Source organism: Chryseobacterium sp. FR054 (assembly GCF_056844565.1).
Map to the genome: position 1 here is coordinate 1010214 of NZ_JBXDSA010000002.1, position 25496 is coordinate 1035709.

The 25496-nt window shown below is 39.1% G+C and carries 29 protein-coding genes and 1 riboswitch; of the genes, 17 read left to right on the forward strand and 12 right to left on the reverse strand.

Features of this window, described 5'->3' with window-relative positions; all coding sequences use genetic code 11:
- The first annotated feature begins 21 nt into the window (after positions 1–21).
- The 3 genes from AC106S_RS11870 to AC106S_RS11880 all read left to right on the forward strand — a co-directional run bounded on the left by AC106S_RS11870 (position 22) and on the right by AC106S_RS11880 (position 2081).
- Entirely contained in the window at positions 22–1263 is a 1242-nt protein-coding gene (locus AC106S_RS11870; RefSeq protein ID WP_482439314.1) for an MFS transporter, read from the forward strand.
- Positions 1264–1386: 123 nt separating this feature from the next.
- Positions 1387–1572, forward strand: a complete 186-nt coding sequence (locus AC106S_RS11875; RefSeq protein ID WP_482439316.1) for a hypothetical protein — start codon at positions 1387–1389, stop codon at positions 1570–1572.
- A gap of 329 nt (positions 1573–1901) precedes the next feature.
- Positions 1902–2081 carry a hypothetical protein gene (locus AC106S_RS11880; protein WP_153399650.1) on the forward strand — a complete coding sequence of 60 codons (180 nt, stop codon included), beginning with the start codon at positions 1902–1904 and terminating at the stop codon, positions 2079–2081.
- 570 nt (positions 2082–2651) lie between these two features.
- On the opposite strand, the gene AC106S_RS11885 is transcribed toward AC106S_RS11880, so the two are convergent.
- The 3 genes from AC106S_RS11885 to AC106S_RS11895 all read right to left on the reverse strand — a co-directional run bounded on the left by AC106S_RS11885 (position 2652) and on the right by AC106S_RS11895 (position 6098).
- Complete coding sequence (locus AC106S_RS11885; RefSeq protein WP_482439317.1) at positions 2652–3587, reverse strand: YeiH family protein; 936 nt, start codon at positions 3585–3587, stop codon at positions 2652–2654.
- A 170-nt stretch (positions 3588–3757) separates the two neighbouring features.
- Complete coding sequence (locus AC106S_RS11890; protein WP_482439319.1) at positions 3758–4639, reverse strand: LysR substrate-binding domain-containing protein; 882 nt, start codon at positions 4637–4639, stop codon at positions 3758–3760.
- Between the two features lie 151 nt (positions 4640–4790).
- Complete coding sequence (locus AC106S_RS11895) at positions 4791–6098, reverse strand: voltage-gated chloride channel family protein (protein ID WP_482439321.1); 1308 nt, start codon at positions 6096–6098, stop codon at positions 4791–4793.
- A 31-nt stretch (positions 6099–6129) separates the two neighbouring features.
- Positions 6130–6197: riboswitch (Fluoride riboswitch) on the reverse strand.
- A gap of 209 nt (positions 6198–6406) precedes the next feature.
- Here AC106S_RS11895 and AC106S_RS11900 point away from each other — a divergent pair.
- Together AC106S_RS11900 and AC106S_RS11905 are read left to right on the forward strand one after the other, a co-directional pair.
- Entirely contained in the window at positions 6407–7045 is a 639-nt protein-coding gene (locus tag AC106S_RS11900) for a serine hydrolase domain-containing protein (protein ID WP_482439323.1), read from the forward strand.
- On the forward strand, positions 7020–7433 hold the full coding sequence (locus AC106S_RS11905; RefSeq protein WP_482439324.1) for a serine hydrolase: 414 nt from the start codon (positions 7020–7022) through the stop codon (positions 7431–7433). The genes AC106S_RS11900 and AC106S_RS11905 overlap by 26 nt, the downstream gene beginning before the upstream one ends.
- A gap of 109 nt (positions 7434–7542) precedes the next feature.
- Here the strand turns inward: AC106S_RS11905 and AC106S_RS11910 are convergent, their stop codons facing one another.
- Positions 7543–8379, reverse strand: coding sequence for a GLPGLI family protein (locus AC106S_RS11910; RefSeq protein ID WP_482439326.1), 837 nt, complete (start codon positions 8377–8379; stop codon positions 7543–7545).
- A 74-nt stretch (positions 8380–8453) separates the two neighbouring features.
- Positions 8454–8921 (reverse strand): acyl-CoA thioesterase, encoded by a 468-nt coding sequence (locus AC106S_RS11915; protein WP_062697053.1) that lies wholly within the window; start codon positions 8919–8921, stop codon positions 8454–8456.
- A gap of 121 nt (positions 8922–9042) precedes the next feature.
- Between AC106S_RS11915 and AC106S_RS11920 the strand changes: the two genes are divergently transcribed.
- Together AC106S_RS11920 and AC106S_RS11925 are read left to right on the forward strand one after the other, a co-directional pair.
- Positions 9043–9399 (forward strand): arsenate reductase family protein, encoded by a 357-nt coding sequence (locus AC106S_RS11920; RefSeq protein ID WP_482439328.1) that lies wholly within the window; start codon positions 9043–9045, stop codon positions 9397–9399.
- A 121-nt stretch (positions 9400–9520) separates the two neighbouring features.
- On the forward strand, positions 9521–9706 hold the full coding sequence (locus AC106S_RS11925; protein ID WP_482439329.1) for a hypothetical protein: 186 nt from the start codon (positions 9521–9523) through the stop codon (positions 9704–9706).
- A 1144-nt stretch (positions 9707–10850) separates the two neighbouring features.
- On the opposite strand, the gene gcvT is transcribed toward AC106S_RS11925, so the two are convergent.
- Genes gcvT through idi form a run of 3 tightly spaced genes read right to left on the reverse strand, consistent with a single transcriptional unit; the run spans position 10851 to position 12917 of the window.
- Complete coding sequence (gene gcvT / locus AC106S_RS11930) at positions 10851–11927, reverse strand: glycine cleavage system aminomethyltransferase GcvT (RefSeq protein WP_482439331.1); 1077 nt, start codon at positions 11925–11927, stop codon at positions 10851–10853.
- A 9-nt stretch (positions 11928–11936) separates the two neighbouring features.
- Positions 11937–12407, reverse strand: coding sequence for a hypothetical protein (locus AC106S_RS11935; RefSeq protein WP_482439333.1), 471 nt, complete (start codon positions 12405–12407; stop codon positions 11937–11939).
- Positions 12408–12917, reverse strand: coding sequence for an isopentenyl-diphosphate Delta-isomerase (idi, locus tag AC106S_RS11940; RefSeq protein ID WP_482439334.1), 510 nt, complete (start codon positions 12915–12917; stop codon positions 12408–12410).
- Between the two features lie 504 nt (positions 12918–13421).
- Here idi and AC106S_RS11945 point away from each other — a divergent pair.
- On the forward strand, positions 13422–13823 hold the full coding sequence (locus tag AC106S_RS11945; RefSeq protein ID WP_482439581.1) for an LNS2 domain-containing protein: 402 nt from the start codon (positions 13422–13424) through the stop codon (positions 13821–13823).
- 97 nt (positions 13824–13920) lie between these two features.
- Positions 13921–14880 (forward strand): D-2-hydroxyacid dehydrogenase, encoded by a 960-nt coding sequence (locus AC106S_RS11950; RefSeq protein WP_482439336.1) that lies wholly within the window; start codon positions 13921–13923, stop codon positions 14878–14880.
- Between the two features lie 63 nt (positions 14881–14943).
- Here the strand turns inward: AC106S_RS11950 and mscL are convergent, their stop codons facing one another.
- Positions 14944–15315: a large conductance mechanosensitive channel protein MscL gene (mscL, locus tag AC106S_RS11955; protein ID WP_482439337.1), complete on the reverse strand. Its 372-nt coding sequence runs from the start codon at positions 15313–15315 to the stop codon at positions 14944–14946.
- Positions 15316–15551: 236 nt separating this feature from the next.
- Between mscL and AC106S_RS11960 the strand changes: the two genes are divergently transcribed.
- Positions 15552–17066: an NAD(P)H-hydrate dehydratase gene (locus tag AC106S_RS11960; RefSeq protein ID WP_482439339.1), complete on the forward strand. Its 1515-nt coding sequence runs from the start codon at positions 15552–15554 to the stop codon at positions 17064–17066.
- A 130-nt stretch (positions 17067–17196) separates the two neighbouring features.
- Here the strand turns inward: AC106S_RS11960 and lgt are convergent, their stop codons facing one another.
- Both lgt and yidD read right to left on the reverse strand, forming a co-directional pair.
- The gene (gene lgt / locus AC106S_RS11965; protein ID WP_482439582.1) at positions 17197–18063 is read right to left on the reverse strand and encodes a prolipoprotein diacylglyceryl transferase; all 867 of its coding nucleotides are present in this window, start codon (positions 18061–18063) and stop codon (positions 17197–17199) included.
- A gap of 433 nt (positions 18064–18496) precedes the next feature.
- Entirely contained in the window at positions 18497–18739 is a 243-nt protein-coding gene (gene yidD / locus AC106S_RS11970; protein WP_062697076.1) for a membrane protein insertion efficiency factor YidD, read from the reverse strand.
- A 102-nt stretch (positions 18740–18841) separates the two neighbouring features.
- On the opposite strand from yidD, the gene AC106S_RS11975 reads away from it, so the two are divergent.
- Positions 18842–20119, forward strand: coding sequence for a replication-associated recombination protein A (locus tag AC106S_RS11975; RefSeq protein ID WP_482439340.1), 1278 nt, complete (start codon positions 18842–18844; stop codon positions 20117–20119).
- 50 nt (positions 20120–20169) lie between these two features.
- Here the strand turns inward: AC106S_RS11975 and AC106S_RS11980 are convergent, their stop codons facing one another.
- Positions 20170–20604, reverse strand: a complete 435-nt coding sequence (locus AC106S_RS11980; RefSeq protein WP_482439341.1) for a hypothetical protein — start codon at positions 20602–20604, stop codon at positions 20170–20172.
- Between the two features lie 324 nt (positions 20605–20928).
- Here AC106S_RS11980 and AC106S_RS11985 point away from each other — a divergent pair, with 324 nt between their 5' ends.
- From AC106S_RS11985 to AC106S_RS12010, 6 genes are read left to right on the forward strand one after another with little or no spacing between them, the layout of a single operon-like run.
- Positions 20929–21600, forward strand: a complete 672-nt coding sequence (locus tag AC106S_RS11985; protein ID WP_482439342.1) for a Pvc16 family protein — start codon at positions 20929–20931, stop codon at positions 21598–21600.
- 11 nt (positions 21601–21611) lie between these two features.
- Positions 21612–23615 carry a phage tail sheath family protein gene (locus AC106S_RS11990; RefSeq protein ID WP_482439343.1) on the forward strand — a complete coding sequence of 668 codons (2004 nt, stop codon included), beginning with the start codon at positions 21612–21614 and terminating at the stop codon, positions 23613–23615.
- A 24-nt stretch (positions 23616–23639) separates the two neighbouring features.
- Positions 23640–24077 (forward strand): phage tail protein, encoded by a 438-nt coding sequence (locus AC106S_RS11995; RefSeq protein ID WP_482439344.1) that lies wholly within the window; start codon positions 23640–23642, stop codon positions 24075–24077.
- 10 nt (positions 24078–24087) lie between these two features.
- Entirely contained in the window at positions 24088–24546 is a 459-nt protein-coding gene (locus AC106S_RS12000) for a phage tail protein (protein WP_482439346.1), read from the forward strand.
- 11 nt (positions 24547–24557) lie between these two features.
- The gene (locus AC106S_RS12005) at positions 24558–24731 is read left to right on the forward strand and encodes a DUF5908 family protein (protein WP_482439347.1); all 174 of its coding nucleotides are present in this window, start codon (positions 24558–24560) and stop codon (positions 24729–24731) included.
- Entirely contained in the window at positions 24728–25495 is a 768-nt protein-coding gene (locus AC106S_RS12010; protein WP_482439348.1) for a CIS tube protein, read from the forward strand. The genes AC106S_RS12005 and AC106S_RS12010 overlap by 4 nt, the downstream gene beginning before the upstream one ends.
- Position 25496 lies beyond the last annotated feature (1 nt).

Below are 25496 nucleotides of genomic sequence, written 5' to 3' on the forward strand. Positions count from 1 at the left end.
TATTTTTATCAAAACTTAAAAATGCAAGAACTATCCCTGTCTTCAAAACTGAAGTATATTTTTTCTATTCCCGTTATTATTTCTGCTTTGGGATATTTCGTAGATATTTATGACCTGCTGCTGTTCGGAATTGTGAGGATTCCCAGTTTAAAGGCATTGGGCCTAAACCCGGATACCGACGGAACCTTTATCCTGAACTGCCAGATGGTAGGGCTTCTGATAGGAGGGGTGTTCTGGGGAATATTCGGAGACAAAAAAGGACGGCTTTCTGTGCTTTTCGGTTCTATTTTGGTTTACTCCCTGGCGAACATAGCCTGTGGATTTCTTCCTTACTTTCCTAAAGAGCATCTGGTGTATCAATACGCCGCTTTAAGGTTTATTGCGGGTATCGGGCTGGCCGGAGAGCTTGGAGCCGGAATTACCCTTGTTTCTGAAAGTCTGCCGAAGAATCTCAGGGCAATCGGTACCTCGGTAGTGGCAGGATTTGGCCTGATGGGAGCGGTAGTGGCTCAGTTGACGGTGGAGCTGGCCGGCGGATGGAACATTTCCTATATCATAGGTGGTGTTATGGGAATTCTTCTGTTACTGCTGAGAATCAGCGTTTCAGAATCAGGAATTTATAAGAATATTGAGCATAAAAACGTTTCAAAAGGAAATTTCTTATCCTTTTTTACCCATAAAGACCGCCTGATCAGGTATCTGAAATGCATTGCCGTGGGATTGCCTACGTGGTTCTGTATCGGTATCCTTGCGGTTCTAGCCAATCAGTTTGCTCCTGAATTAGGAATAAAAGAGCTCAATCCCGGAAAAGCCATTATGTGGGCGTATGTGGGTATTTCTGTGGGAGATCTGATGAGCGGATTCATTTCCCATGCTCTGAAATCCAGGAAAATGGCCATATTTTATATGCTTCTTTTTACACTGGCCGGGGTAGCGATCATGCTGTTCGGAAATACGGATACGGAAACCCGGTACTACATTTTCTGCGTATGGCTTGGGCTGGGAACCGGATACTGGGCAATGTTCGTTACACTGGCGGCAGAGCAGTTCGGAACCAACATCAGAAACACAGCAACAACTACTGTTCCCAATATGGTAAGGGGACTGGTTCCTGTGATGATCCTGGCTTTTGATCTTTTGAAAACCAATTTTTCTGTAATTATAAGTGCTGCCATAGTAGGAGCCCTTGTATTTGGACTGGCATTTTATTCGGCGCTTACGATTTCTGAAACCCATAATAAAGACCTGGAATTTACAGAATGATAGAAAGGTTAATCGTAAGTAAATGAATAAATTAACATTTTATTGGGTTTAAAATAATTATTATTTATTTACTTTTGAAAGTAAGCGAATTTAATTCTATTGTTTAATTAAAATCAAAACATCATGTCACAGGAAATTTTTAAAAAAGCAAAAAAGTTAAAAAAAGATGACCTTAAAAACATCATAGGAGGAGTTGGAGGAGCAGTGACTCCGGATCTTTCAAAATGCGGATGCAGCTGTACGGGAGCGGTAACAGGTCCGTCATATTGTGTAAAATACAAGAGATGTCTGCAGGTAATGACCTGTTGATATAAACATTTCATTGAGTAAAAACCTTTCGGGAAACCGGAAGGTTTTGTTATATTCAGGGCCTGGTATTGATCGTCATTATAAAATTTAGAACGGTAATAAAATTAAAAATAATCTGGGTTCCGGTGCTCTCTTCCAAATTCAGGCTGAACTGAGGCTTGTTTAATAAATATTACGGAGGTATTTTTTTTTACTATGTTAATAATATTAATGAAATCAATGATTTATTAAATTTTATGATAAATTATGTTGCGAATAATTAATATTTGTTTAACTTTGAAATGTAACTAAACTATATTGTTAAATCTCCAAACCAAACCACAACCATTATGAAAAACGCGAAAAAACTAACAAAAACAGATCTTAAAAACATTGCAGGAGGAATAAGCGGAAAACCTGATTTATCTCTTTGCGGATGCAGTTGCTCAGGTTCCGTAACAGGGCCATGGTACTGCGTGCAGTATATCGCCTGTACACAGGGATATAACTGTGGTGAAGCTGCAATGTAAGCCTGGTTTTATTTACAGAATAAACATTTCCACATTTAATATGCAAAAGCCTTTCGGATTTCCGGGAGGTTTTTGTGCTTTGTTGATCGTGATTAACAAGAATATATTGTCCTAAAATATCATTAATAAACTAATAAATCATTCGTGTGTTCGTGGCAATGAAGTATTTTTAACCACAACAGACACAAAAGGCTTTACACTTAAGTTCAAAATAACATTAAAGCTTTATGCATAAAAGTGCACATGAGTTTTTAGAAATCTACGATTTCTGTTTGCCACAGAAGAAAAAATCTGCTCAATCTGCCAGATTTGCGAGAGAAAAAAATTCGCGCATAGAATCCACCTACGATTTTTATTCCTCTCCTAATTAAAAATCTGTTCAATCCGCAGAATATGAGAAATTTAAATACGGGAAAATTCGTGCAGCCGTGGCAAAATATAATAAAATCAATTAAAATAAATATTAAAAACCAGCTTCATTAAATCACCTTTTATCCTTCAAAAATCAGCAATGCCTATCAATAATTCTTTGTTTGGTAAAAAGCAAAACCTCATAAAGAGGTCTGTGCATTAATGAATGATATAAAGCAGGCTTCCCACACTGATCACGATCCAAAGGATGACAGCCATTGCCAGCGGCTTCATTCCAATCGTTTTTAAAGTCTGTACCGAAAGCGTAGAGCCGATAAAAAATAAGGTCAGATTCAGCCCGGATCTGGCCAGAGAAGTTACCGTACTGCTGAAAAAGTCAAAAACAGGAAAATAAGTGTTCAGGAGTATAGCAAGAATAAACCATCCGATAAACCACGGGATTTTAATCTTTGATCCTTTATTTTTAAAGATAAACATCGTGATCACGGAAACCGGGATAATCCATAATGCACGGGCCAGCTTTACCGTGGTAGCGGTTTTTAAGGCTTCATAGCCGTATTTTCCCGCTGCACCTACCACAGAACTGGTATCATGAATACCTACCGCACACCACAGTCCGAACTGTTCCTGGGAAAGATGAAGTATATGCCCGATAGCAGGATAGATAAACAGGGCGATAGAATTTAAAGTAAAAACAATAGCAAGTCCCAGAGATATTTCTCTGGTATCCGGTTTTATAATAGGAGAGACCGCTGCAATGGCACTTCCCCCGCAGATCGCTGTTCCCGCAGAAATCAGATAAGAAAGCTTCTTTTCCAGTTTAAATACCCTCCCCAGAACATATCCAAGTACCATAACGGTTATAATACTCATTACCGTTAGGAGAAATCCCGATTTTCCCGCCTGCAGGGCCTCATCCAGTTTAAGCCCGAAACCAAGACCTACAATAGAAACCTGGAGCAGTAAATGAATATATTGATGCAGGTGTTTCTCAAACGGATTACCGATGGTTACAGCCAGAACAAATCCTGATGCCAGAGCGACCGGTGAAGAAACCCACGGGGTAAGGCATAAAACAGCAGGTATAATAAAAACCGCTTTACGGAGTGTATTGTTTAGGATGGAATCTTTCATATGATAAATTTTCAGATAAGACTCCAAAATTCCGTAATTTAATATTACAAAGTAAATTGTATTTTGTTATGATGGATAACTTTTAGTTATAATTGGAAGAGAGATAATAGATAATAGATAATAGATAATAGACATTCCATTTTAAATGGGAGAGACTTGTATATCTTATTTTATAATTGATTGGTAAATCTTAAAAACAGTTTAATCAATTCCGACTGCTCACCTTTCGGAAGGATGAAATGAAAATTTCTTTCGATACTGAAGTTTTTAATATCCACTACGGTAAGCGTATTGTTTTTCAGCTCATTGATGATGGTACTGATGGACAGGAATGCCATACAGTCTGAATTCAGCAGGTAGTTTTTAATACTTTCACTGCTTCCCAGCTGAATAACCGTGTGAAGTTCTTCCATATGAATATCTTTTTCCCTGAGACGGTTCTGAATAAACTCCTGCGTTCCCGAACCCTGTTCCCGGAAAATAAGATCCAGGCTGTAAAGGTCCTTCAGACTTAATGTTTTATGGGCTGAAGGATGGTCAGATTTTGCGGTCAGGACAATTTCGTCAGCTTTAAAAGGCCGGTAGTCGAAAAAGGAAGATTGGGATTCCCCCTCAATAATGCCGAGATCTATTTTACCCTCTCTCAGCAGATCGGAAATAAATTCAGTATTATGGGCGATCAGTTCAATTTTAATATCCCTGTAATAACTGTTGAATCTGGCAAGAATTTCAGGAAGTACATACTGGGCGACAGTAGTACTGGCACCGATGATCAGTTTTCCCTTGTGCTGTTCATTGATCTGGCTGATCTCAAATTCCAGGTCACGGTAGATATTCCGGATCTTTTCAGCATATTCATATAAGATTTTTCCGCCTTGCGTAAGCTGAATAGAGGTTCCTTTTCTGTCGAAGAGTTTTGTTCCCAGCTGGTTTTCAATCTCTTTAATATGTTTGGTTACAGCCGGCTGGGAAATATGCAGCTCTTCCGATGCTTTGGTAAAACTCAGTCTGGAAGCTGTGGTATGGAAAACTTTTAATCGGTAATCAAACATCGTCTGGATTTATCGGGCAAACTTAAGGAATTTCCGGGAATAGAAGAGTGAATAGTCAATGGTGAATTGGCTCCGCCGTGAATTTTTACAGACAATAACAATGCACTATTGACCTGTGCAGCAAAATTGACTATTTACATTTCTCTCCTCCCTATAAAAACTCGGAAACAGACCTGTCCTCCTGAGCAGAATATCTCCTGTTTTTCGCTTCCCCGATTTTCTGTTTCGTGTAAATACTGTTGTGTCCGGAAAGTAAATAAGAAACAATGCAGGCAATCGCAATATAAACTCCGGATTCAGCTCCGAAAAGTTCTATTCCCATCAGCATACAGGCCAGAGGGGTATTGGTAGCTCCTGCAAAAACGGCAACAAATCCCATTCCTGCAAGCAAACCAAACGGAAGCGGAATAAAAAGAGATAAAGCACTGCCCAAAGTAGCCCCGATAAAAAACAGGGGAGTTACCTCACCACCTTTAAAACCGGCAGACAGTGTGACAATGGTAAATATCATCTTCAGAGCAAAATCATAAAGAGGAAGCTGCTTTTCAAAAGACTCCACAATAACAGGAACTCCAAGACCGATATATCGGGTAGTTCCCATAGCAAATACAGCCAAAGCGATAATAATTCCGCCGATAACCGGGCGGAGCGGAGGATATTTGATCTTTGCCCTGAAAACAGAACCTGTCCGGTGAATGATCTTACTGAAGGCAGCAGCGCAGATCCCAAACAGTATACCGGCCAGAATACTGTATAAAACAGGCAGGAATTCCAGTTTAGGAATAAGGCCGATGTGATAATGGGTATGTTTTACGTTCCACAGGGTCGTGGCCTGGTCTGCAAGAATAGCGGAAGCAAAGGCTGGAAAAATAGCATTGTAGCGTATTCTTCCGATCAGAAAAACTTCAAGACCGAATACCGCACCGGCGAGAGGAGTTCCGAAAACAGACCCGAAACCGGCTGCAATGGCGGCAATCAGCAGAATTTTCCGCTCATTCTTATCCAGTCTGAATGGCAGGGTAAGCTGATCTGCAATAGCACCTGCCATCTGAAGAGCTGTACCTTCCCGGCCCGCAGATCCTCCGAAAAAATGAGTGGCAATGGTTCCCAGGTAGACAAAAGGAGCCATTCTGAACGGAATAATCTCTTTCGGATCGTGGATGTTGTCAATCAGTAAATTATTTCCGGCTTCCACATCTTTCCCGAAATAATAATACAGAAGTCCGATCAGAAAACCAGCAGCGGGAAGCAGGGCAATCAGCCAAAGGTGAGTTTCCCTGAAGTTGGTTGCCCATTCCAGAGACCGGAGAAAACCGGCAGACGCCGTTCCTACAAGGCCCCCAAGAATTATACTGATGCAGAGCCACTTTATAATATAGGGCAGTGCAGGATACTTTCTGAAGAAAAATTGAAAATGAAAAACAGCTTTTCTGTTAAATGTTCGTTGATTTTTTGACATATTGATCCTGATCAGTTATTGGTTAATAATCTCTTAATCAGGCGTCATCAGCTTTTGTAAAGCGGTTGGGTAAGGAAGAGCACCATTTCCTTTTGATAAAGCAAATATAGAAATAAGAATTTATTTCTCAAAAAAAATACCTGAAAATAAAACAGCTTCCTTAATGTCCGGTAAATATTTCTTCATCAGCTTAACAACCCTTATTATTTGAAAATTTGAGGTATGAATTGAAAAAAGCAGATATAATTTGTTCCGGGTGTAACTTAGAATGTACATCTCTGACTTATTGAATATTAAATATAAGAGCCATGATCAGAATATCACTTGCTTTCAGCTTTATTTTGCTGATTTTATTTTCCTGCAGAGAGAAATCAGAAAAAGAAGTTGTTCTTGATTTTTATAAAAAAGGGAAACTTAACGGTACGGTTCTTATCGTAAAAGAAGGAAAAATTGTTTGTGACACTGCTTTAGGGTATAAAAACTTTGAGAAAAAGATTCCTTTAACAAAAGATACTCCTTTTTGTATAGCTTCTATCACCAAGCCGTTTACAGCAGCAGCCATCATGCTTTTGCAGCAGGAGCATCGGCTGTCTTATGATGATAAAGCAATCCGTTACATTCCTGATCTTCCGGCATATGCACAGGATATCAGTATACGGCAACTGCTTAACCATACTTCCGGGCTTGCAGATTATGAAAATGTTTTAATTTTAAACCGTAAAATTACCAACGATGATGTTCTGGATTTTCTGAAAAAACAACCGGGGCTGAAGTTTCCTTCGGGTAGCCGGTTTGAATACAGTAACAGCGGTTATATCATATTGGGAAGGATTATAGAAGCTGTATCCGGTCAGTCATACAAAAAGTTCATTCAGGACAGGATCTTTATCCCTTTGAAAATGAAGCACTCGTTTGTTTACGATGCAGAAACCGTTCCGCCTTTCTGATAGAGCTCAGGCTTATGATGCAGACAAAAAACCGGATGATTATTTCCTCCTGACTGTGGGAGACGGCAGTATCTACTCTACAACCTGGGATCTGTATCAGTTTGATCAGGCTTTAAGAAAAAACCGGCTGCTGAATGAGGAAAATTCTAAGGTGATGTACAAACTGCCTGCCTTAAAAAATGGAAAAACCAGTGAATATGGTTTTGGCTGGTATGTTTCGGACCAAACAGCGATGCATACGGGAGGAGTAAATGGTTTCAGATGCGTCATCTGGCGTGATCTGAAAACGGATACCGATATTATTGCACTCAGCAGCATGGGAGATGCTTTTCCGGTGTATGAATTTCTGGATGCAGAAAAGAAAGCGTTAAAGGTAAATAGACCGTAAAATGAAAAAATCTTCTTTCCGGAAATATAGGAAAGGTCATTGAATGGGTATGAATTTGTTCAATAAAATTTTCTCAGCCTGACTGATCTTCATTCGATATATACTCTGATTATTGCGGATAGTGCACCGCTTTATCAATCTCCGGAGGATTATTGTATTTCCGGATCACTTCCTGCATGTTTCTTGTCTGGGTATTCAGTTCATCAACAGTACGGATTTCTTTGCCGTTGATATTGATTTTCAGGTCAGTATTGGCTTTGTTCAGATTATTTCGCTCAAAAGCAAACGGATCATTGTAAAATTCCATGATCAGTTTATACTTCTGCTTTTCGTTAATAGGAACCGCCTTGTTTCCGAAATTGGATTCCACAAAATTCTGAGTGGAATAGCTCTCCGGAAGCTTCTGGCTCTTGACAAGAGTATAAATGAAATTATCCTTTGTATCTGAAAGTTCAAAAACAAGCCCTGGCAGTCCTCTGAATTTAAAAGGACCTTCATTGAACGGGAGGTCTTTGCAGAACCATGCTGTCCAGCTTCTGCCTCCGAATTTTGTAGTGGCTTTCTGCAAAGTATAGTTTTCTGCCTTTTTAGTCTCATCAGCAATAACCCAGTTTATTTTATCTGTGGTTTTGAAAGAATAATACCCCTGCTTGATGTTGATGTAATTTTCATGATCAGAAGAATTGATTTTTCTTTTCACCACCTGTCCGGACATATCCGTATAGCTGGAATTTGTGCCGAATTTTTTGTTTAAAGAATCGGTAATCGCCAGATCCTGTCCGTAAAATTTGACTTCTTTGGGAGTAATATCAAGGATCATATTCTGTTTTTCATGATGAGTTTCCGTAGAATCCATTTTATACTCCAGCTGATAAATGAAGCGATGGGTCTGGGCCCGGAACGAAACTATGATCAGTAGGGCTGTGACCGTAAAAACATTTTTCATATTTATTATAATGATACTGTCTGACGAATCTTTCAGTTGTTGGAATACAACCTCAAATCTTAATTTTTTGAGTCTTAGAGGAAAGGTTTCATTTCATCTTCTATCTGTGTTCTCAGTTCCATAAGCCGTTTGGCATACTGCTCCTGCTGCTTTTCCTCTTCCGTTTCAGGGATCCATTTGGGAACCGGAAGTTTTTTGCCGTTTTCATCTACTGCCACAAAAACAATGATGCAGTGGGTCTTTTTATCAAAAGTAGGCTGTTTAAGATTTCGTGAAAAAACATTGATCGCAATATGCATACTCGAAGACCCTGTATAGATCACCTGTGCATCTACTTTCACAACTTCCCCGATCTTGATGGGCTCGTAAAAACGGATTCCGCCTACATAAACAGTTACGGAATAATTGCCGCTCCATGTTGTGGCACATGCATACCCGGCCTGATCGATCCATTTCATTACACTTCCTCCGTGCACATTTCCTCCGTAATTAACATCTGAAGGCTCCGAAATAAACTGAAAAGTAATAGGCTTATTGTCCATCTTTATAAAATTTGAATAAAGTTATTTAATAATTTTCAAAATCTTAGATTAAATCCTACTTTTGAACTGTGAAACTTCAGATGAAGACCGAAATTCAGTAAATAACAGATTTAAAACAGCAATGAAGAAAGTATTTTATCTTAATACATGCGATACCTGCAGAAAGATTTTAGCACAATTTGACCTTACAGACTGGGAACTTCGTGAGATCAAAAAAGAACCGGTAACCAAAGAAGAGCTTGCAGAAATGCATAAAAAGACAAAGTCCTATGAAGCACTGTTCAGTAAAAAATCTACACAGATCAAAGCAAGGGGACTGGATGTAAAATCCTTAACAGAAAAAGACTTTAAAGAACTGCTTCTGGATCATTACACTTTTCTGAAACGCCCGGTTTTCCTTACAGATCAAGAGATTTTTGTTGGAAATGACAAGAAAAATGTTGAAGCACTAAGGCTGTTCTTCGGAGTGGAGGCGTAGTTGCTTCTCAATACATACAGGTTTCGGCTCCGCAAAGCGGAGCCGAAATTTTTTATTTAAAATACTGAACAACAATGTTTTAAAGTTTTATTTGTATCTTTAAAAGACCAAATATATTATTATGAAAAATATTTTAAAAGCAAAAAAACTGAACAGGTCTGTATTAAAAGACATTAACGGTGGCGTAAGAGAACCCGTGATAAATTGTTACACCCTTTGCGGAGAAGCCGGGGGAGTGGTTTCAAGCCATCCCGGGAGAGGAGATATGTGCACCCCGGACAGATCACTCTGCTGTTACTGCAGGTAAGAAAAAAAAGAGATTGTAAATTTTACAGTCTCTTTTTTATGGGCCGAATAAAAAACGCAGCTTTTTTAAAGCTTAGGTAAGCTTCTGTGTGCAAAGTTCTTAAACTTACAGATAACTGAAGTGTCAATTCTTCTGTGTCTGTTCTGGTTGAAATGCTGATTACACATATCTTTGCAGATTTTTCTGTCTTTCATAATAAAGACAGGTTTTGCCTGTACTCAACCTTATAGGTTTTTAATAAGCATTGGATTTAAAACCTATAAGGTTTTATTTAGCCCTTTCTTTTGGTTCCACAGATGTTTAGGGATATTTTTTCTCACAAATCGGCAGATAGTCAGAACGTTATTTCGTGTAAAAAAATTGGAGTTCATCATAAACCCATGCTAAAAATCTTTGATTTTGATGTTGTTGGATTAAACGCAATAGGCGCAAGGATATTTTAAAGCTGAAGATGTTTTTAAGGCGCAAAGGCGTTAACACTTGGCAAAGGCTTTGCTTTTATCCTCCGAATTATGCAGGTTTTTAAGAGCTTAAGTGAGCTTCTATGTGCAAAGTTCTTAAACTTACAGATAACTGAAGTGTCAAATCTTCTGTGTCTGTTCTGGTTGAAATGCTGATTACACAGATCTTTGCAGATTTTTCTGTCTTTCACAATAAAGACAGGTTTTGCCTGTACTCAACCTTATAGGTTTTTAATAAGCATTGGATTTAAAACCTATAAGGTTTTATTTAGCCCTTTCTTTGGGTTCCACAGATGTTTAAGGATATTTTTTCTCACAAATCCGGCAGATAATCAGAGCCCTTATTTCAGTGTAAAAATTGGTGTTCATCATAAACCCATGTTAAAAATCTTTGATTTTGATGTTGTTGGATTAAACGCAATAGGCGCAAGGATATTTTAAAGCTGAAGATGTTTTTAAGGCGCAAAGGCGTTAACACTTGGCAAAGGCTTTGCTTTTATCCTCCGAATTATACAGGTTTAAGAGCTTAAGTGAACTTCTGTGTGCAAAGTTCTTAAACTTACAGATAGCTGAAGTGTTAAAATCTTCTGTGTTTGGTTAAAAAAGATATCTGTAAATCTCTGTGGGAAATATAAAAAGAGACCATCGGGAGACAGTCTCTTTTTCATATTATTTCAGAACCTTTATACAAAAGGAGCTTTTACTACCTTCGCAGGGATGTTTTTGTTTCTTACCTGAATAAAAATTTCAGAACCCAGTTTGAAGTGAGGCTTATCCACATAAGCCAGACCCAGACCGATCTTTTTCATAGGAGACTGTGTTCCGGAAGTTACTTTTCCAATGACGTTTCCTTCTGCATCTACTACCGGATAATCATGTCTTGGTACCCCTTTATCCTGAAGCTCAAAAGCTACTAATTTTCTCGTTACGCCTTCCTCTTTCTGCTTGGCAAAGATCTCTTTGGAAACAAAATCTTTATCGAATTTTGTGATCCAGCCTAAACCTGCTTCAATAGGAGAAGTGGTATCGTCAATATCATTTCCGTAAAGGCAGAACCCTTTTTCCAGTCTCAAAGTATCTCTGGCTGCCAGTCCGCAAGGGATAATTCCTTCAGCTTCTCCGGCTTTGATGATCTCATCCCAAAGTTTTACGGCATCTTCATTTTTAAAATAAATTTCGAAACCGCCGCTTCCGGTGTATCCTGTGTTGGAAATGATAACATCGTTCACACCGGCAATACTTCCCACTGTGAAATTGTAATAAGGAATCTCAGAAAGATTGGTTTCAGTAAGCTTTTGAAGGATCTCAGTGGCTTTAGGTCCCTGTACCGCCAATAATGACATATCATCAGAAGCATTCGTCATTTTAGCCCCGAAAGTATTGTATTTTGAAATATGATTCCAGTCTTTATCTATATTGGAAGCGTTTACCACAACAAAATATTTGTCATCTTCCATTTTATAAACGATAAGATCATCTACAATTCCGCCGTTTTCATTCGGAAGACATGAATATTGTGCTTTTCCGTTTTCCAGAGCGTCTACATTATTGGTGGTAACGAGCTGAAGAAGATCTTTGGAACCCGGTCCTTCAATAAAGAACTGTCCCATGTGTGAAACATCAAACAATCCTGCTTTTTCTCTTACTGCAAAGTGTTCTTCTGTTACTCCTGAATACTGTACAGGCATTTCAAAACCTGCAAAAGGTACGATTTTAGCGCCCAAAGAAACGTGTTTATCGTATAAGGCTGTTTTCTTCATATTTAATTTTTATTTCTTTATTTTAAAGCTGTTAAAAGTTTCATTAAAAAGGCTCATATAATTTCCGTTCCAGAATTTCTGTCCGCAGTTGATGGAAATCAGATAAATATCTTTGTTTTTCTGAAAAGCCCTGGTGATCCAGAACAGTTTTTCCTTCTCATCAAAATACTCGTAGAAGTATTCCGTATATCCTTTTTTGCCTTTATTTTCTTTGACCTTATTTTCTTCCTCGCCGGATTTGTATAACGCCAGAATAAACTTTTTCATCTCGGATTGCGGAATCTCCAGATCATGATATTCTGAAATAGTGACAGCTCCGATCTCGCTGGTAGGAAAGATATTGACAATATCACTGTCGTTGGTAGATTTCCAGCCATCCGGAACACTGATGGAGTAATTGGGACTGTCATACACTTTCCCTTTTTGGGCAAACCATAAGCTGCCTGATAAAAAAGCGAATGCTAAAAGTATTTTTTTCATCTAAAAATGGTGTTTATATTCTTCAAGGATGATTTTGAACCATTCTGTAAAATGTTCAGGTGATCCGGCAATCTCTTTATCCAGATCTTCCATTGCAATAAACCTTACAGCTTCCACTTCATCCTTATTCAAGTTGAATTCAGATTCGTAGATCCCGGTAAATACATGATCCAGTTCATGTTCCCAAAGTCCTCCGCCAACATCGGCTTTATAAATAAAACTGAATTTTTCAGAAAGCTCTGTTTCAATGCCCAGTTCTTCCTTTAATCTTCGTTGGGCTCCTTCAAGGTAGGTTTCCCCTTCTCTGGGGTGGGAGCATACCGCATTGGTCCATTGATGGGGAGAATGGTATTTGCCTGACGCTCTTTTCTGAAGAAGCATTTCCCCTTTACTGTTAAAAAGAAATACAGAAAATGCACGGTGCAGAAGCCCGTTGATATGAGCCTGCTGCTTTTCCATCAGACCCAGAATTTCATCTTCAGGATTTACTAAAACTACAAATTCTTCCATTTCTACAAATGTAAGCCTAATAAATGTATTTTGGAAATTTTTGGTGAAACATCATATTTTATCGTATCCGGGATACAAAAAAATGTATTTGGAAAATGAAATAATGAAAAATTATGACCCCGGTTTCAGCAAAACAACTGACGTTACCCATCTATTCAACAGGGTTGGGCCTTAGCCAACACCCATAAAAACCAATATTTGTAAAAAATAAATCCGTAAAATTCAATATCAACAAAAATCAATACCCCGGATTGTTTTGCCATTTTAATCCAGACAAAAAACAATTCACAATATTTATATCAATAATTCATCCGTAACTCAATAAACTCAATCCTAGAAAGACCTGATTATTAAGAAAAATTTTAATGTAAAATAACTTATTGATGAATAAAATGTTTATATTATTCGTTGAATATCTGTTTTTGTAGTAAAATTTTAACATAAATCCGATTTGATACTGATGTTAGATTGAAAAGCCTTAACTTTACATCTTAATTGGTAATGATGGAATTAGAATACATTGAGCACTTAAGTCCTATTCTCAAGGACGGAATAAAAAACTACTTAATTGATATCGACGGAACCATTACAGATGACGTTCCCAATGAAGAACCCGAAAGAATGGTTACCTGCGAACCTTATCCGGATGCACTCGAAACAATCAACAAATGGTATGACGAAGGGCACCAGATCTGTTTCTTTACCTCAAGAACAGAAAACCTCAAGCAGATTACCATAGACTGGCTGGATAAGCACGGTTTCAAATACCACAGCGTACTCTGCGGAAAGCCGAGAGGAGGGAACTATCACTGGATAGACAACCATCTGGTAAGAGCTACAAGATACAAAGGCAAATTTACAGACCTTGTAGAAAAGCAGGTTACCATAGAAGTTTTCAAAGATTAATCAACGATAATGCGAAGATTTAAAAATTGTAGGAAGTGCATAACACAGGAAATTCTATAATTTTTAAATCTTTCAGTTTTTAATATATATTGTATTTATGAAAGTTTTAGCAAACGACGGTCTCGATCAATCAGGAATTGACGCCCTTACCGAAAAAGGGTTTGAAGTGATTACAGCAAAAGTTCCCCAGGAATTTCTGGCAGATTACATTAATGAACATAAGATCCGTACGCTGCTGGTGAGGAGTGCTACCCAGGTAAGAAAAGATATTATTGATAACTGTCCCTCCCTTGAGATCATCGGGCGTGGAGGAGTAGGAATGGATAATATTGATGTAGACTATGCCAGAGAAAAAGGAATTCATGTGATCAATACCCCTTCAGCATCCTCAGAATCGGTGGCGGAACTTGTATTTGCCCATCTGTTTTCAGGGGCAAGGTTTCTTCAGGATTCAAACCGTAAAATGCCTATGGTAGGAGATACAGAGTTTGCAGCCCTTAAAAAGGCATATGCCGCAGGGATCGAACTGAGAGGAAAAACCATCGGGATTATCGGAATGGGGAGAATCGGGCAGGAAGTTGCCAGAATTGCACTGGGATTGGGAATGAGAGTGATTGCAGCGGACAATAATGTAGGAAAAGCAAGCATCAAAGTGAAATTCTACAACAACCAGTTCATTAATGTAGATATAGAAACAGAACCGCTTCAGGATGTATTGAAACATTCGGATTTCATTACCCTGCATGTGCCTGCTCAGAAAGAGGGATATATGATCGGCAAAAATGAATTCGGCATCATGAAAGATGGAGTAGCGGTAGTGAACTGTTCAAGAGGAGGTGTCATTGATGAAACAGCCTTAATTGAAGCATTGGACTCCGGTAAAGTAAAATTTGCAGGACTGGATGTTTTCATCAACGAGCCGGTGCCTTCCAAAGAAATCCTGAACCATTCAAAGATTTCCTTAACGCCTCATACCGGTGCATCTACACTGGAGGCTCAGGACAGAATCGGGCTTTCTCTGGCAGAGCAGATTTCAAGTATCTTACAGATTCAGTAGAGATATCGGCAGTATAAAAAACAAAGGCACTTCAGTTAGAGGTGCCTTTACTTTTTTTATATTTTATTTCTGTTTCAGGAGATCCCTGATTTCCATGAGTAATTTTTGATCTTCAGTTGGTCCGGCAGGAGCAGCTTCTTCTTTTTTGATCACCTTGTTAGCCCCCTTTATAAGCCAGAAAAGGACCATGGCAATACACAGAAAACTGATTACCGCAGAAAGGAAATTACCATACGTAACACCGTTCCAGGAAAGTTTTGAAATGTTTTCCGCACCCGCAGCTTTTAAAGCCGGATTCAGCAGTAAAGGGGTAATAACATCTTCTACCAGAGAGGAAACAATTTTTCCGAATGCACCTCCGATGATCACACCGACTGCCAGGTCAAGTACATTGCCCTTAAAAGCAAAGTCTCTAAATTCTTTAATAAATCCCATAATTTATATTTTTTAATTAGTATCCACACAAAAATATAATTAAAAAATGTAAAAAACACCACTTTTTATCGTTTTTTTATCGCTGATATGCGGAATTTTATTACCATTTTTATTTCAAATTCCATATTGAATTGAATCTTATTTAAATAATCTGTTTTATGGTTAAAGCCCGTTTGCTTTATTCCTTAAATCGTTTGTAATGAAAAATCTTTCTTAATTTGCTTAAAATTTAACTTATGAAAATCTTTACTGCAGAACAAATCCGCCAATGGGACAGGTTTACCATTACCCATGAATCCGTTACTTCTCTCAAACTTATGGAAAGAGCAGCTTTGGCATTGGCCGGATGGATTTCTGAAAACTGTAAAAACCATACAAAGCTGGCCCTGTTTTGTGGTCACGGAAATAACGGAGGTGACGGATTTGCTGCTGCCCGTATTCTATACACCAAAGGATTTGATGTAGAGGTACTGGTTCCGGATCTTAAAGCCGGATTTTCTGAGGATGCTTCCATCAATTTACAGCGATTGAAGGACTTTTCAGGAATTTCTGTACGGGAGCTTAGCGAAACGGAAGATTATTCTTTTGATAACGGTACTGTTATTATTGATGCCCTTTTCGGAACCGGCCTGTCGCGGCCTCTGGACGGAATTTATAAAAAGCTGGTCACAAAACTCAATGAAACAGGCGGAGTGAAAATTTCCGTAGATATTCCTTCCGGGTTATCAGCAGACCGTATTTTTGAAGATGAGACAACAGTTTTTAAAGCCGATTACACCTTGAGTTTCCAATGCTGGAAGAAGAGTTTTCTGCATCCTGAAACAGGAAAACATACCGGGAAAATTATTGTTCTGGATATAGGGTTAAGCTCCGGGTTTCAGGAACAGGAAAAAACCGGAGATAATGTGATTGATGAAAATATGATCTCAGGGATTTTCAAACCCAGGGAAGAATTTTCCCATAAAGGAACATACGGGAAAGCTGCCATTGCTGGCGGAATTTACGGTAAAATAGGGGCGGCGGTATTATCCGCCAAAGCGGCGTTAAAAACAGGTGCCGGCCTTACCTTTACCCTGGCTCCGGACTGCGGATACTCAATTTTGCAGACCGCCTGCCCCGAAGCAATGTTTATAAAAGCAGGAAATGAGCATATTGACAGCATCCCGGCCGAAGAAAATATGACCTGTGCTGTCGGGCCTGGATTAGGCACTCATACAGAAACGCAGAAAGCTGTTCTTGATTTTTTAAAAAAATACACTAAGCCATTGATCCTGGATGCCGATGCCTTAAATATACTTTCAGAAAAACAGGAAGCCCTGAAGTACATCCCGGAAAAGTCTGTTATTACACCCCATCCGAAGGAATTTGAAAGACTGTTCGGAAATACGGACAATTCCTTTGAACGGTTGGAGCTGGCCCGGAAAAAAGCGAAAGAACTGAATATTTATATCGTCCTAAAAGACCATCATACCCAGGTAGTTACTCCTGCAGGAAATGTATTCTATAATATCACCGGAAATGCCGGCCTTGCCAAAGGAGGAAGCGGGGATATTCTTACCGGAATCCTGGTTTCATTGCTTGCCCAGGGATACTCTGTGGAAGAAACCTGCCTGCTGGGAATATGGCTTCACGGAAGAGCCGCAGATCTGGCCGCGGAAAAATATGCTAAAGAATCAATGCTTCCCACAGATGTTATTAATGAACTGGGAAATGTTTTCAGGGAACTGAATAAGGCTGCAGCGAAGCTCTAAAAAGATATACCAATAATTAAGAATATAGAAAAAGACCGGTTTGCATCATACAAACCGGTCTTTTATATTGAATAATCTGAGTCATTGAAAAGGAGAGTGGAAATGGAAATTTCCAACCTTTATTCCCGGATTATTCCGGTTTTTCGTTCTCTGCCTGAGTGATCTTAAATTTTTTGGAAATAACCATAATAATTACCCCGGCAATCATAAATGGAATAGAAAGTACCTGTCCTGTATTAAGTCCGCCGAACTGGATAAACTCGTCGCCTTGCGGTTCTTTCAGGAATTCCACAAAGAATCTTACGGCCCAGAGGATGATGAAGAACAGCCCGAACAGCCATCCCTGCTGGTATTTTTTATTGGTTTTTCTGTATAATATCCATAATAAAATAAACAGACATACATATCCGAATGCTTCAAACAGCTGACTTGGATAACGGGGAACAGTTACTCCGTATTCACTGCTCTGCTGGGGAAAAAGAATAGCAAACGGAGAATCCGGACTTACCGGTTTTCCTATAATTTCAGAATTGAAGAAATTTCCCATTCTTACAAATGCTCCGCCCAAAGCAACTACAATTCCCAGTCTGTCATATACCCAGAACGGATTTTTTCTGATGATTCTGAATGAGTAATATAAAGTGGTAAAGATCAGCGCAATTGTTGCACCGTGGCTGGCCAATCCTGAAAATCCGGTAAACTTAAATCCGTTTTTAGTGCTGATGGGTAAAAATACGCTCCAGAAATCCTCTTTGAAGAGTTCGGGCTGGTAGAAGATAACGTGGCCCAGTCTTGCTCCGAGAATTGTCCCGATCAGCGTCCATGTAAAAAGAGGTTCCAGATATTTTTGGTTGATGTTGTCGATCTTAAAGATTCTGGTCATCAGAAGATAGCCGAAACCAAAAGCAAAGACAAACATCAGACTGTAAAAATGCAGGGTAACGGAGCCGATCTGGATTCCTTTTGAAGGGTCCCAGATTTTAAAAGAGGTTTCCAGAGATACATGATCCGACTCTGCGATGGGTTTTGAGGATTTTACAGCATATTTAAGATGAATAATGTTATCCTGGGTAATCTCACCTTCAATCAGTTTGAAATTTTTGTCGAAAAACTGATACTGGGCACTTTTGTATTTTGCCAGAGTCAGTACGCTGTAATTGAAATATGCGGGTTCAAAATTAGATTCATTCAGAATAACCAGTACGTTTTTGTCTGTTTTTTTTTCAGGAAAAGTACTGAGATCACCGGCTTCTGTGGTTGAGAATATCTTTACGGGGATACTGCTTTCATTTACTTTTAAAGTTCCGTCAGACAGGCCATCGGGATAGTTCTGCGCCCAGATAAACTGTGTGAAAAATGTAAAAATGACGAGATAGGCTCTGAAAAAAGTAGTACTCATTTCTATTGATTTAATAGTTGATTGATTAATCTTATTTTTTGGGTGGAACCGGATCGTAGCCGCTGCCTCCCCAGGGATGACATCTTGAAATTCTTTTCGCTCCCAGCCAGAATCCTTTGAAAATACCGTGTACCTGAAGTGCTTTCACCATATAATGAGAACAGGTAGGCTCGTAGCGGCAGTTTTTGGGAAGTAAGGGCGAGATGAACCATTGGTAAAATTTTATCAGAATTACCAGAGGAAAAGTAATGATTTTATTGAATGTAAGTTTCAAAACAATGCAAAAATAGACTAAAAAAATGAAAATTAGTTTAATTTTGTTACAAGTTTAAGAGATCCTGACCGGGTTTCATTATTTCAAAAAAAGTAAATTATCTTGAGCCAGAATATACCATTAGCCGAAAAATTAAGACCCAAAACATTAGACGAAGTTTTAGGGCAGGAGCATCTTACCGGTGAAAAAGGAACGATCAGAAAAATGATCGAAAATAATACATTGAACTCCCTGATCCTTTGGGGCCCGCCGGGAACCGGAAAAACAACACTGGCAGAAATTATTTCCGAAAAATCAGGCAGAAAGTTTTACAAGCTTTCAGCAGTCTCTTCAGGGGTAAAAGATGTTCGGGATGTAATTGAAGATGCCAAAAAACAAAACCTTTTCTCCGGAAAATCCCCCATCTTATTTATAGATGAAATTCACCGTTTCAATAAATCCCAGCAGGATTCATTATTACATGCTGTGGAAAAAGGCTGGATTGTATTAATAGGGGCAACTACGGAAAATCCCAGCTTTGAATTGGTTTCCGCATTGCTTTCCAGAAGTCAGGTGTATATTCTGAAAGCATTGAGTTACGAAAAGCTTGAAGAGCTGATTGATACTGCGTCTGAGAGGTACAATAAAGATGAAGGAACAGACTTTAAAATCCTTGAAAAAGAAGCCTTCATTCAGTATTCAGGAGGTGATGCCAGAAAGCTGATCAACTCTGTGGAACTGGTTTTGAATCAGTATAAAAATTCAAATACCAAAGAAATTATTAATACCGATGTGCTTGAAGTACTTCAGGAAACTATGGCACTTTATGATAAAAATGGAGAACAGCATTACGACATTATCTCTGCTTTTATCAAATCGATGCGTGGGGGAGACCCGAACGGGGCAGTCTACTGGCTGGCCAGAATGATTGCAGGTGGTGAAGATATTAAATTCATCGCACGGCGTATGCTGATTCTGGCGGCAGAAGATGTAGGCCTGGCCAATCCCAATGCACTGGTTATTGCCAATAACTGTTTTCAGGCGGTGAATGTGATCGGAAACCCGGAAGCCAGAATTATATTAAGCGAAACAGCGGTCTATCTGGCGGTTTCTCCAAAGAGTAACTCTGCTTATATGGCCATTAATGAGGCACTGGCACTTGTAAAACAGACCGGAAATCTCCCCGTGCCATTGCATTTACGAAATGCCCCCACGAAACTGATGAAGGATCTGGATTACGGCAAAGAATATAAGTACGCCCATTCATACGAGGGGAATTTCGTAGAGCAGGAATTTCTTCCGGAAGAAATTAAAAACAGTAAGTTGTATGAACCCGGAAATAATGCTACCGAGAAAAAGATCTACGATGAATTAAAGAAAAAATGGACGAATAAATATTAAAAAAATAAGGATGCCAACAGGTATCCTTATTTTATGTATAAAAAGAAAATTTATTTATTGGTGATGAATAACGTCTTCTTTCCGTTATGGTCTTTAACGTCAAACTGGCCCTGAACAATATCAGCATATACTTCAACGCTGGTATCTGGGAATTCTGTTCCTTCAATGAAAACCGGCGTTTCCGGAGCCAGATTATATTGTCTGTTCATTTGGGATAATGTTACCCTGTCCAGACCTTCATATCCTTTCTTAAACTTAACTTCAGCAAGGCCGTTTTGGGCAATAAAGCTGTATTTTTTCAGATTCTGGGGCAGGCTGGCAGCATTTTTATAGCTTACCGAACTCTGTACCACCTCTTTTCTTGTATTAAACATCTTTACGGTCCCGATAACGTCATTGGCAACAGCGAACTTTGCAGAAGAGCTGTTCTGGGCAAATAAAGTTGCAGAAGACAACAATAAAAAAGAATAAAGTAATTTTTTCATAATCAGAATGGATAACTGTTAAAAACGGGATAAATATAACTATTTTTTATAGAATGTTAATGTATTTTTATGATATTTCGATAATTACTTAGAAATAAATGTTTTTATTGAGAATATAATTTTAGAGGGTATACTTCAATAGCCTGCTTTTATCTTGCTTTTTGCGTCCGATAATTACACCTCTATATTTACAAACAGAGCAGGATGAACTTAGCCGGATAATTTTCATTTTTTTAATGGGGGCTTTTTCCCTGTGTATATAGGGTGTTTTTCCTGTGATGATATTAATGGATGATATATAGCTTTGTTGGTATAAATAATATCATGAAAATCAAAGAGTTCCTTTCCAGGCTTGTTACTGCTGTCAATGCAGAAATAACAGGAACACCCATTGTGGAGTTAGCCAATATAGCCACTTTGAACGATGGAGATGAATTTCTGTCTTCCAAATCTTCTATCATTTTATCAATCGTCAACATAGAAGAAGATAAGATCCTTAAAAATCAGACTTTATATAAGAACCAGCCTTCATCGGGAGGTACAGTAGAGAAATACAAAAATCCGACTCAGAATTTAATATTATCACTCTTATTTGCCTCTTATAATATAGACCAGTCGAAATACACAGAAGGAATAGATAAACTGGAAGTAGTGATCCGGTATTTTCAGAATAAAAATGTTTTTTACTGGCAGTCACCCAATTTATTGGAAAATATGCCGGAAACAGGTCCTTATGATAAGATTGTATTTGAAATGGTAAGCCTGAAGATGGATCAGCTCAACCAGATGTGGTCCTGTCTCGGGTCCAGATATATCCCTTCAGTACTGTACAGGGTCCAGATGCTTTCCATTCAGGCAGAGGAAACTTCATCAGACAGGATCATTGAAAAAGCCGGTATCAGACTTTGGGAAAACAACCGCAATGACCCTGCCGGACTTCTTGAATCAGCTGCCTTCATCAAAGATGCCAATAACGAAATTATACCAACTACATAAAATTAATCATCATGAATATTAGTTCCATTAAAACCCCGGGAGTATACATCAATGAAATTGATGCATTTCCTCCTTCCATTGCCAATGTGGCAACCGCCATCCCTGCATTTGTAGGATTTACAGAAAAGGCTCCCGTGAAAAAAGATCCCGTGAGAATTACTTCAATGCTGGAGTATGAACAGATTTTCGGAGGAGCACCTGAACCCAAAAGCATCACCGTTGTTTTAGATGTAAACAACCTGCCGACAGATGCCTGCAAAGTGGAAGAAAGCATTTTTAAACTCTACAACAGTTTACAGCTTTTTTATGCTAACGGAGGCGGAGTCTGCTATATCGTTTCTATTGGGGTCTATGATGATCAGCCGGATTTTACAAGTGCGGACACAAAAGATTTATTCATTAAAGGTCTGAAGCTACTGGAAAAGAAAGACGAACCAACTTTATTATTATACCCTGATGCAGCGGGCCTGTCAACAGCTAACTTATTGGGAATGGTTCAGGCCGAAGCACTGAAACAGTGTAACAGTCTTATGGACAGATTCAGCATTATGGACGTAAAGCAGGAAGCCGGTTTAAGTCAGGACAGTGAAGACTTCAGAAATGAAGTAGGAAATCAGTTCCTGAAATACGGAGCAGCTTATTATCCGTATCTGCAGTGTAATTTTCCGTATCAGTTCAGGTTTCATTATATCAATGCGCAGGTAAACTTTTCAGACATCTATAAAAATGATGCTAAGATTGTAAAGCTGCTGAATGATTTTAAGGAATTGTATTCGGAGATATATGATAACAGTTACGAATTGAAATGGAGCAGCCTGGATAAAGAAAAAGAAACTGTTGAATTTGAAGACCATGATCCCGGAAAAGCATTAAACGCGAATACCTATATCGATAAAATATGGAAGCTGCTGGCCGTTTTTAAAGATTTAAATTCAGTTACCAACAGTTCCTATAAAAGCTATCTTAAAGATATCGTGTCTGTTAATTTAAAGAAATATGCACAGCAGCTCTCTGATTTTAAAGGAGAATATGATACGCTGCTGGTACAGACATTAGCCAGCCAGGATATTGAAGCCGGAACCGCATTTGGAGATGTCACCCGAAATCTGACAAATGATGAAAAAACGCTTGTCAATAACACTTCTTTTGATACAGCAATATGGGGAAGTTTAGCCATAGCTGATTCTTACAAAGATAAGCTGAACATCAGGTTAACCGATCAGGATGGCAATGAAATAAAAGACGGAGGAAACAGCCTGAAAATTATAAATATCACTCTTATTCAGGCGGAATTGGATAAAATGCTGTCCAATGTTGTTCAAACGATGAATTCGGTATTGAGTGCAATTTCAAATTATATTCTGGAAGAAGAGAAAAAACTGGTCACCCAGCTGCCGTTATTCAAACAGATTACAGATAAATTATCCCGGTCGATGAATACTGTTCCGCCTTCCGGAGCCATCGCGGGAATCTATGTCCAGACTGATGCCACCCGTGGAGTATGGAAAGCACCTGCCAATGTAAGCATAACCGGGATCGTTGGACTCACAGATGATATTAATGATAAAGATCAGGATGATATGAACATCCATGAAACCGGAAAATCTATCAATGCGATCCGGCAGTTTACAGGAAGGGGAACACTGGTCTGGGGGGCAAGAACACTGGCTGGAAACAGCAATGACTGGCGGTATATCAACGTACGAAGACTGGCCAATATGATTGAAGAATCTGCTAAAAAAGCCTGTATGCAGTTTGTTTTTGAACCTAATGTTGCCCAGACATGGGTGAACGTAAAAGGAATGATCGAAAATTATCTTACCACGCTCTGGAATGATGGCGCTTTGGCCGGAGCAAAACCGGAACACGCATTCTTTGTGGCAGTAGGATTGAACCAGACCATGTCTGCACAGGACATCCTTGAAGGCAGAATGATCGTAAAAGTAGGATATGCTCCTTCAAGACCTGCCGAATTCATCATTCTGGAATTCAAACAAATGCAGCAAAAATCTTAATTATTAATTCTAAAACTATACATCATGGCACATACAGATTTTCCGCTGCCAAAGTTTCACTTCAGTGTAGAATGGGGCGGCAGTAAAATAGCTTTTACGGAAGTATCCGGTCTGAATAAAGAAGTAGAAGTTCTTGAACACCGCGTAGGCTCAAGTCCCGAATTTTTTAAGCAGAAAAGACCGGGAATGAGCAAACTCAGCAATATTACGCTCAAAAGAGGGCTGTTTGCAGGAGACAATGAATTTTATGACTGGTACAATACCGTCGCATTAAATACCGTAGAACGCCGTAATATCACCATTTCCTTACTGGACGAAAACCATGAGCCTAAAGTGGTGTGGAAAGTAAGAGACTGTTTTATCGTTTCCTTAAAATGTACAGATATGAAATCTGATGCCAATGAAGCGGCCATAGAAACAGTAGAAATAGCCAATCACGGATTTACCATAGAACATTTATAACCGAAAGGTCATGGCCGACAGCAATCCCATTCCTGGTTTTTACTTTTCTGTCATCTTTGAATTATTGCCGCAATTCAGTATTGATACAAAATTTCAAAGCGTAAACGGATTAAAGGTTACGATGGAAACCGAGCCCTATACCGAGGGCGGGCAAAATAAATTCAAACACAGCCTGCCATTGCGTTCAGGATATCAGGATCTGGTTCTGAAAAGAGGATTAACTTCGGATATGTCCGGTTTATCCATGTGGTGTAACCAGGCATTGGAAGACTTTGTTTTTTATCCCGCCAATCTGGTTGTTTCTTTACTGAACGAAAAAGGAAATCCTGTGAAAGTATGGTATGTATCCCATGCCATTCCGTTAAGCTATGAATTCAGTGATTTTGATGCAGAGCAGAATAAAATCGTCATCGAAACCATTACACTGAAATATAACTTTTTTAAAGAACTCCCGGTTCCCGGCTTTTAATACCTGAAAAAATGGCTATCCAGATTAAAGAATTACACATCAAAGTGAAGATCGAAGAAGAGCCGGCACATTCTGCCCGCTCAGAACCGGCAGATCCTCTGAAAATACAGGAGCTGAAACAGCAGCTCATCAGAGAGTGTACCCGTGAAGTATTGGAGAAACTTAAAGAAAAAAAAGAAAGATGATACAGGCAGCATTGGGTATTATAGACAAAATGCGGATTGAGGTGTACGAGGATAATAAATATGCCACACCCAAGAAAACCATTTTCGTACAGCTCAACCCGGAGAAATATACCCGCAAAAACAATGTCATATTCTCTGAAGATCAGCCGATGGGGGCTTCAGCCAATAATCTCAGCTTCAGCAAAAGCCAGAGCGAAGAAGTGACTTTCGATTTTGTGTTCGACAGTTCGGGAGTTGTACCGCCGGGAAAGATAAAAGACGGAAAAGGAGAAATGTCGTTACTGGATAAGGCAGGAGATGTTCTCGATGCACTTACACCCGCCATTGTAAATCCTTTTGCAGAGGTAAAATCGGTGGAAGAACATGTGGAGGCATTTAAGAATCTTACCATAGGATATAACGGAAAAACTCATCAGACAGCCTATTTGCAGCTTCTTTGGGGGGCATTCAAACTCCAGTGCCGTATGAAGAGCATGGACATAGAATACACCCTTTTCAGAAGAGACGGACGGCCCATCAGAGCTAAAGTTAAATGTGTTTTTAAAGCAACTGCAACACATCAGATCATGGTGGCAGAGCAGAATAAAACATCTCCTGACCTTACCCATCTTAAAACCGTGAATATGAATGATAAACTGGTGCTGATGGCGGAGAACATTTATGAAAACCCTTCATACTATATGGATGTAGCGCAGGTCAATCAACTTTTAAGCTTCAGAAAAATAGAAACCGGGCAAAACATTTCGTTTCCGCCTATTAAATAAA

What these genes read in the sequence shown, in the direction of transcription:
- AC106S_RS11870 (WP_482439314.1), top strand. Translation starts at nt 22, where the DNA reads ATGCAAGAACTATCCCTGTCTTCAAAACTGAAGTATATTTTTTCTATT.
- AC106S_RS11875 (WP_482439316.1), top strand. Translation starts at nt 1,387, where the DNA reads ATGTCACAGGAAATTTTTAAAAAAGCAAAAAAGTTAAAAAAAGATGAC.
- AC106S_RS11880 (WP_153399650.1), top strand. Translation starts at nt 1,902, where the DNA reads ATGAAAAACGCGAAAAAACTAACAAAAACAGATCTTAAAAACATTGCA.
- AC106S_RS11885 (WP_482439317.1), bottom strand. Translation starts at nt 3,587, where the DNA reads ATGAAAGATTCCATCCTAAACAATACACTCCGTAAAGCGGTTTTTATT.
- AC106S_RS11890 (WP_482439319.1), bottom strand. Translation starts at nt 4,639, where the DNA reads ATGTTTGATTACCGATTAAAAGTTTTCCATACCACAGCTTCCAGACTG.
- AC106S_RS11895 (WP_482439321.1), bottom strand. Translation starts at nt 6,098, where the DNA reads ATGTCAAAAAATCAACGAACATTTAACAGAAAAGCTGTTTTTCATTTT.
- AC106S_RS11900 (WP_482439323.1), top strand. Translation starts at nt 6,407, where the DNA reads ATGATCAGAATATCACTTGCTTTCAGCTTTATTTTGCTGATTTTATTT.
- AC106S_RS11905 (WP_482439324.1), top strand. Translation starts at nt 7,020, where the DNA reads ATGCAGAAACCGTTCCGCCTTTCTGATAGAGCTCAGGCTTATGATGCA.
- AC106S_RS11910 (WP_482439326.1), bottom strand. Translation starts at nt 8,379, where the DNA reads ATGAAAAATGTTTTTACGGTCACAGCCCTACTGATCATAGTTTCGTTC.
- AC106S_RS11915 (WP_062697053.1), bottom strand. Translation starts at nt 8,921, where the DNA reads ATGGACAATAAGCCTATTACTTTTCAGTTTATTTCGGAGCCTTCAGAT.
- AC106S_RS11920 (WP_482439328.1), top strand. Translation starts at nt 9,043, where the DNA reads ATGAAGAAAGTATTTTATCTTAATACATGCGATACCTGCAGAAAGATT.
- AC106S_RS11925 (WP_482439329.1), top strand. Translation starts at nt 9,521, where the DNA reads ATGAAAAATATTTTAAAAGCAAAAAAACTGAACAGGTCTGTATTAAAA.
- gcvT (WP_482439331.1), bottom strand. Translation starts at nt 11,927, where the DNA reads ATGAAGAAAACAGCCTTATACGATAAACACGTTTCTTTGGGCGCTAAA.
- AC106S_RS11935 (WP_482439333.1), bottom strand. Translation starts at nt 12,407, where the DNA reads ATGAAAAAAATACTTTTAGCATTCGCTTTTTTATCAGGCAGCTTATGG.
- idi (WP_482439334.1), bottom strand. Translation starts at nt 12,917, where the DNA reads ATGGAAGAATTTGTAGTTTTAGTAAATCCTGAAGATGAAATTCTGGGT.
- AC106S_RS11945 (WP_482439581.1), top strand. Translation starts at nt 13,422, where the DNA reads ATGGAATTAGAATACATTGAGCACTTAAGTCCTATTCTCAAGGACGGA.
- AC106S_RS11950 (WP_482439336.1), top strand. Translation starts at nt 13,921, where the DNA reads ATGAAAGTTTTAGCAAACGACGGTCTCGATCAATCAGGAATTGACGCC.
- mscL (WP_482439337.1), bottom strand. Translation starts at nt 15,315, where the DNA reads ATGGGATTTATTAAAGAATTTAGAGACTTTGCTTTTAAGGGCAATGTA.
- AC106S_RS11960 (WP_482439339.1), top strand. Translation starts at nt 15,552, where the DNA reads ATGAAAATCTTTACTGCAGAACAAATCCGCCAATGGGACAGGTTTACC.
- AC106S_RS11980 (WP_482439341.1), bottom strand. Translation starts at nt 20,604, where the DNA reads ATGAAAAAATTACTTTATTCTTTTTTATTGTTGTCTTCTGCAACTTTA.
- AC106S_RS11985 (WP_482439342.1), top strand. Translation starts at nt 20,929, where the DNA reads ATGAAAATCAAAGAGTTCCTTTCCAGGCTTGTTACTGCTGTCAATGCA.
- AC106S_RS11990 (WP_482439343.1), top strand. Translation starts at nt 21,612, where the DNA reads ATGAATATTAGTTCCATTAAAACCCCGGGAGTATACATCAATGAAATT.
- AC106S_RS11995 (WP_482439344.1), top strand. Translation starts at nt 23,640, where the DNA reads ATGGCACATACAGATTTTCCGCTGCCAAAGTTTCACTTCAGTGTAGAA.
- AC106S_RS12000 (WP_482439346.1), top strand. Translation starts at nt 24,088, where the DNA reads ATGGCCGACAGCAATCCCATTCCTGGTTTTTACTTTTCTGTCATCTTT.
- AC106S_RS12005 (WP_482439347.1), top strand. Translation starts at nt 24,558, where the DNA reads ATGGCTATCCAGATTAAAGAATTACACATCAAAGTGAAGATCGAAGAA.
- AC106S_RS12010 (WP_482439348.1), top strand. Translation starts at nt 24,728, where the DNA reads ATGATACAGGCAGCATTGGGTATTATAGACAAAATGCGGATTGAGGTG.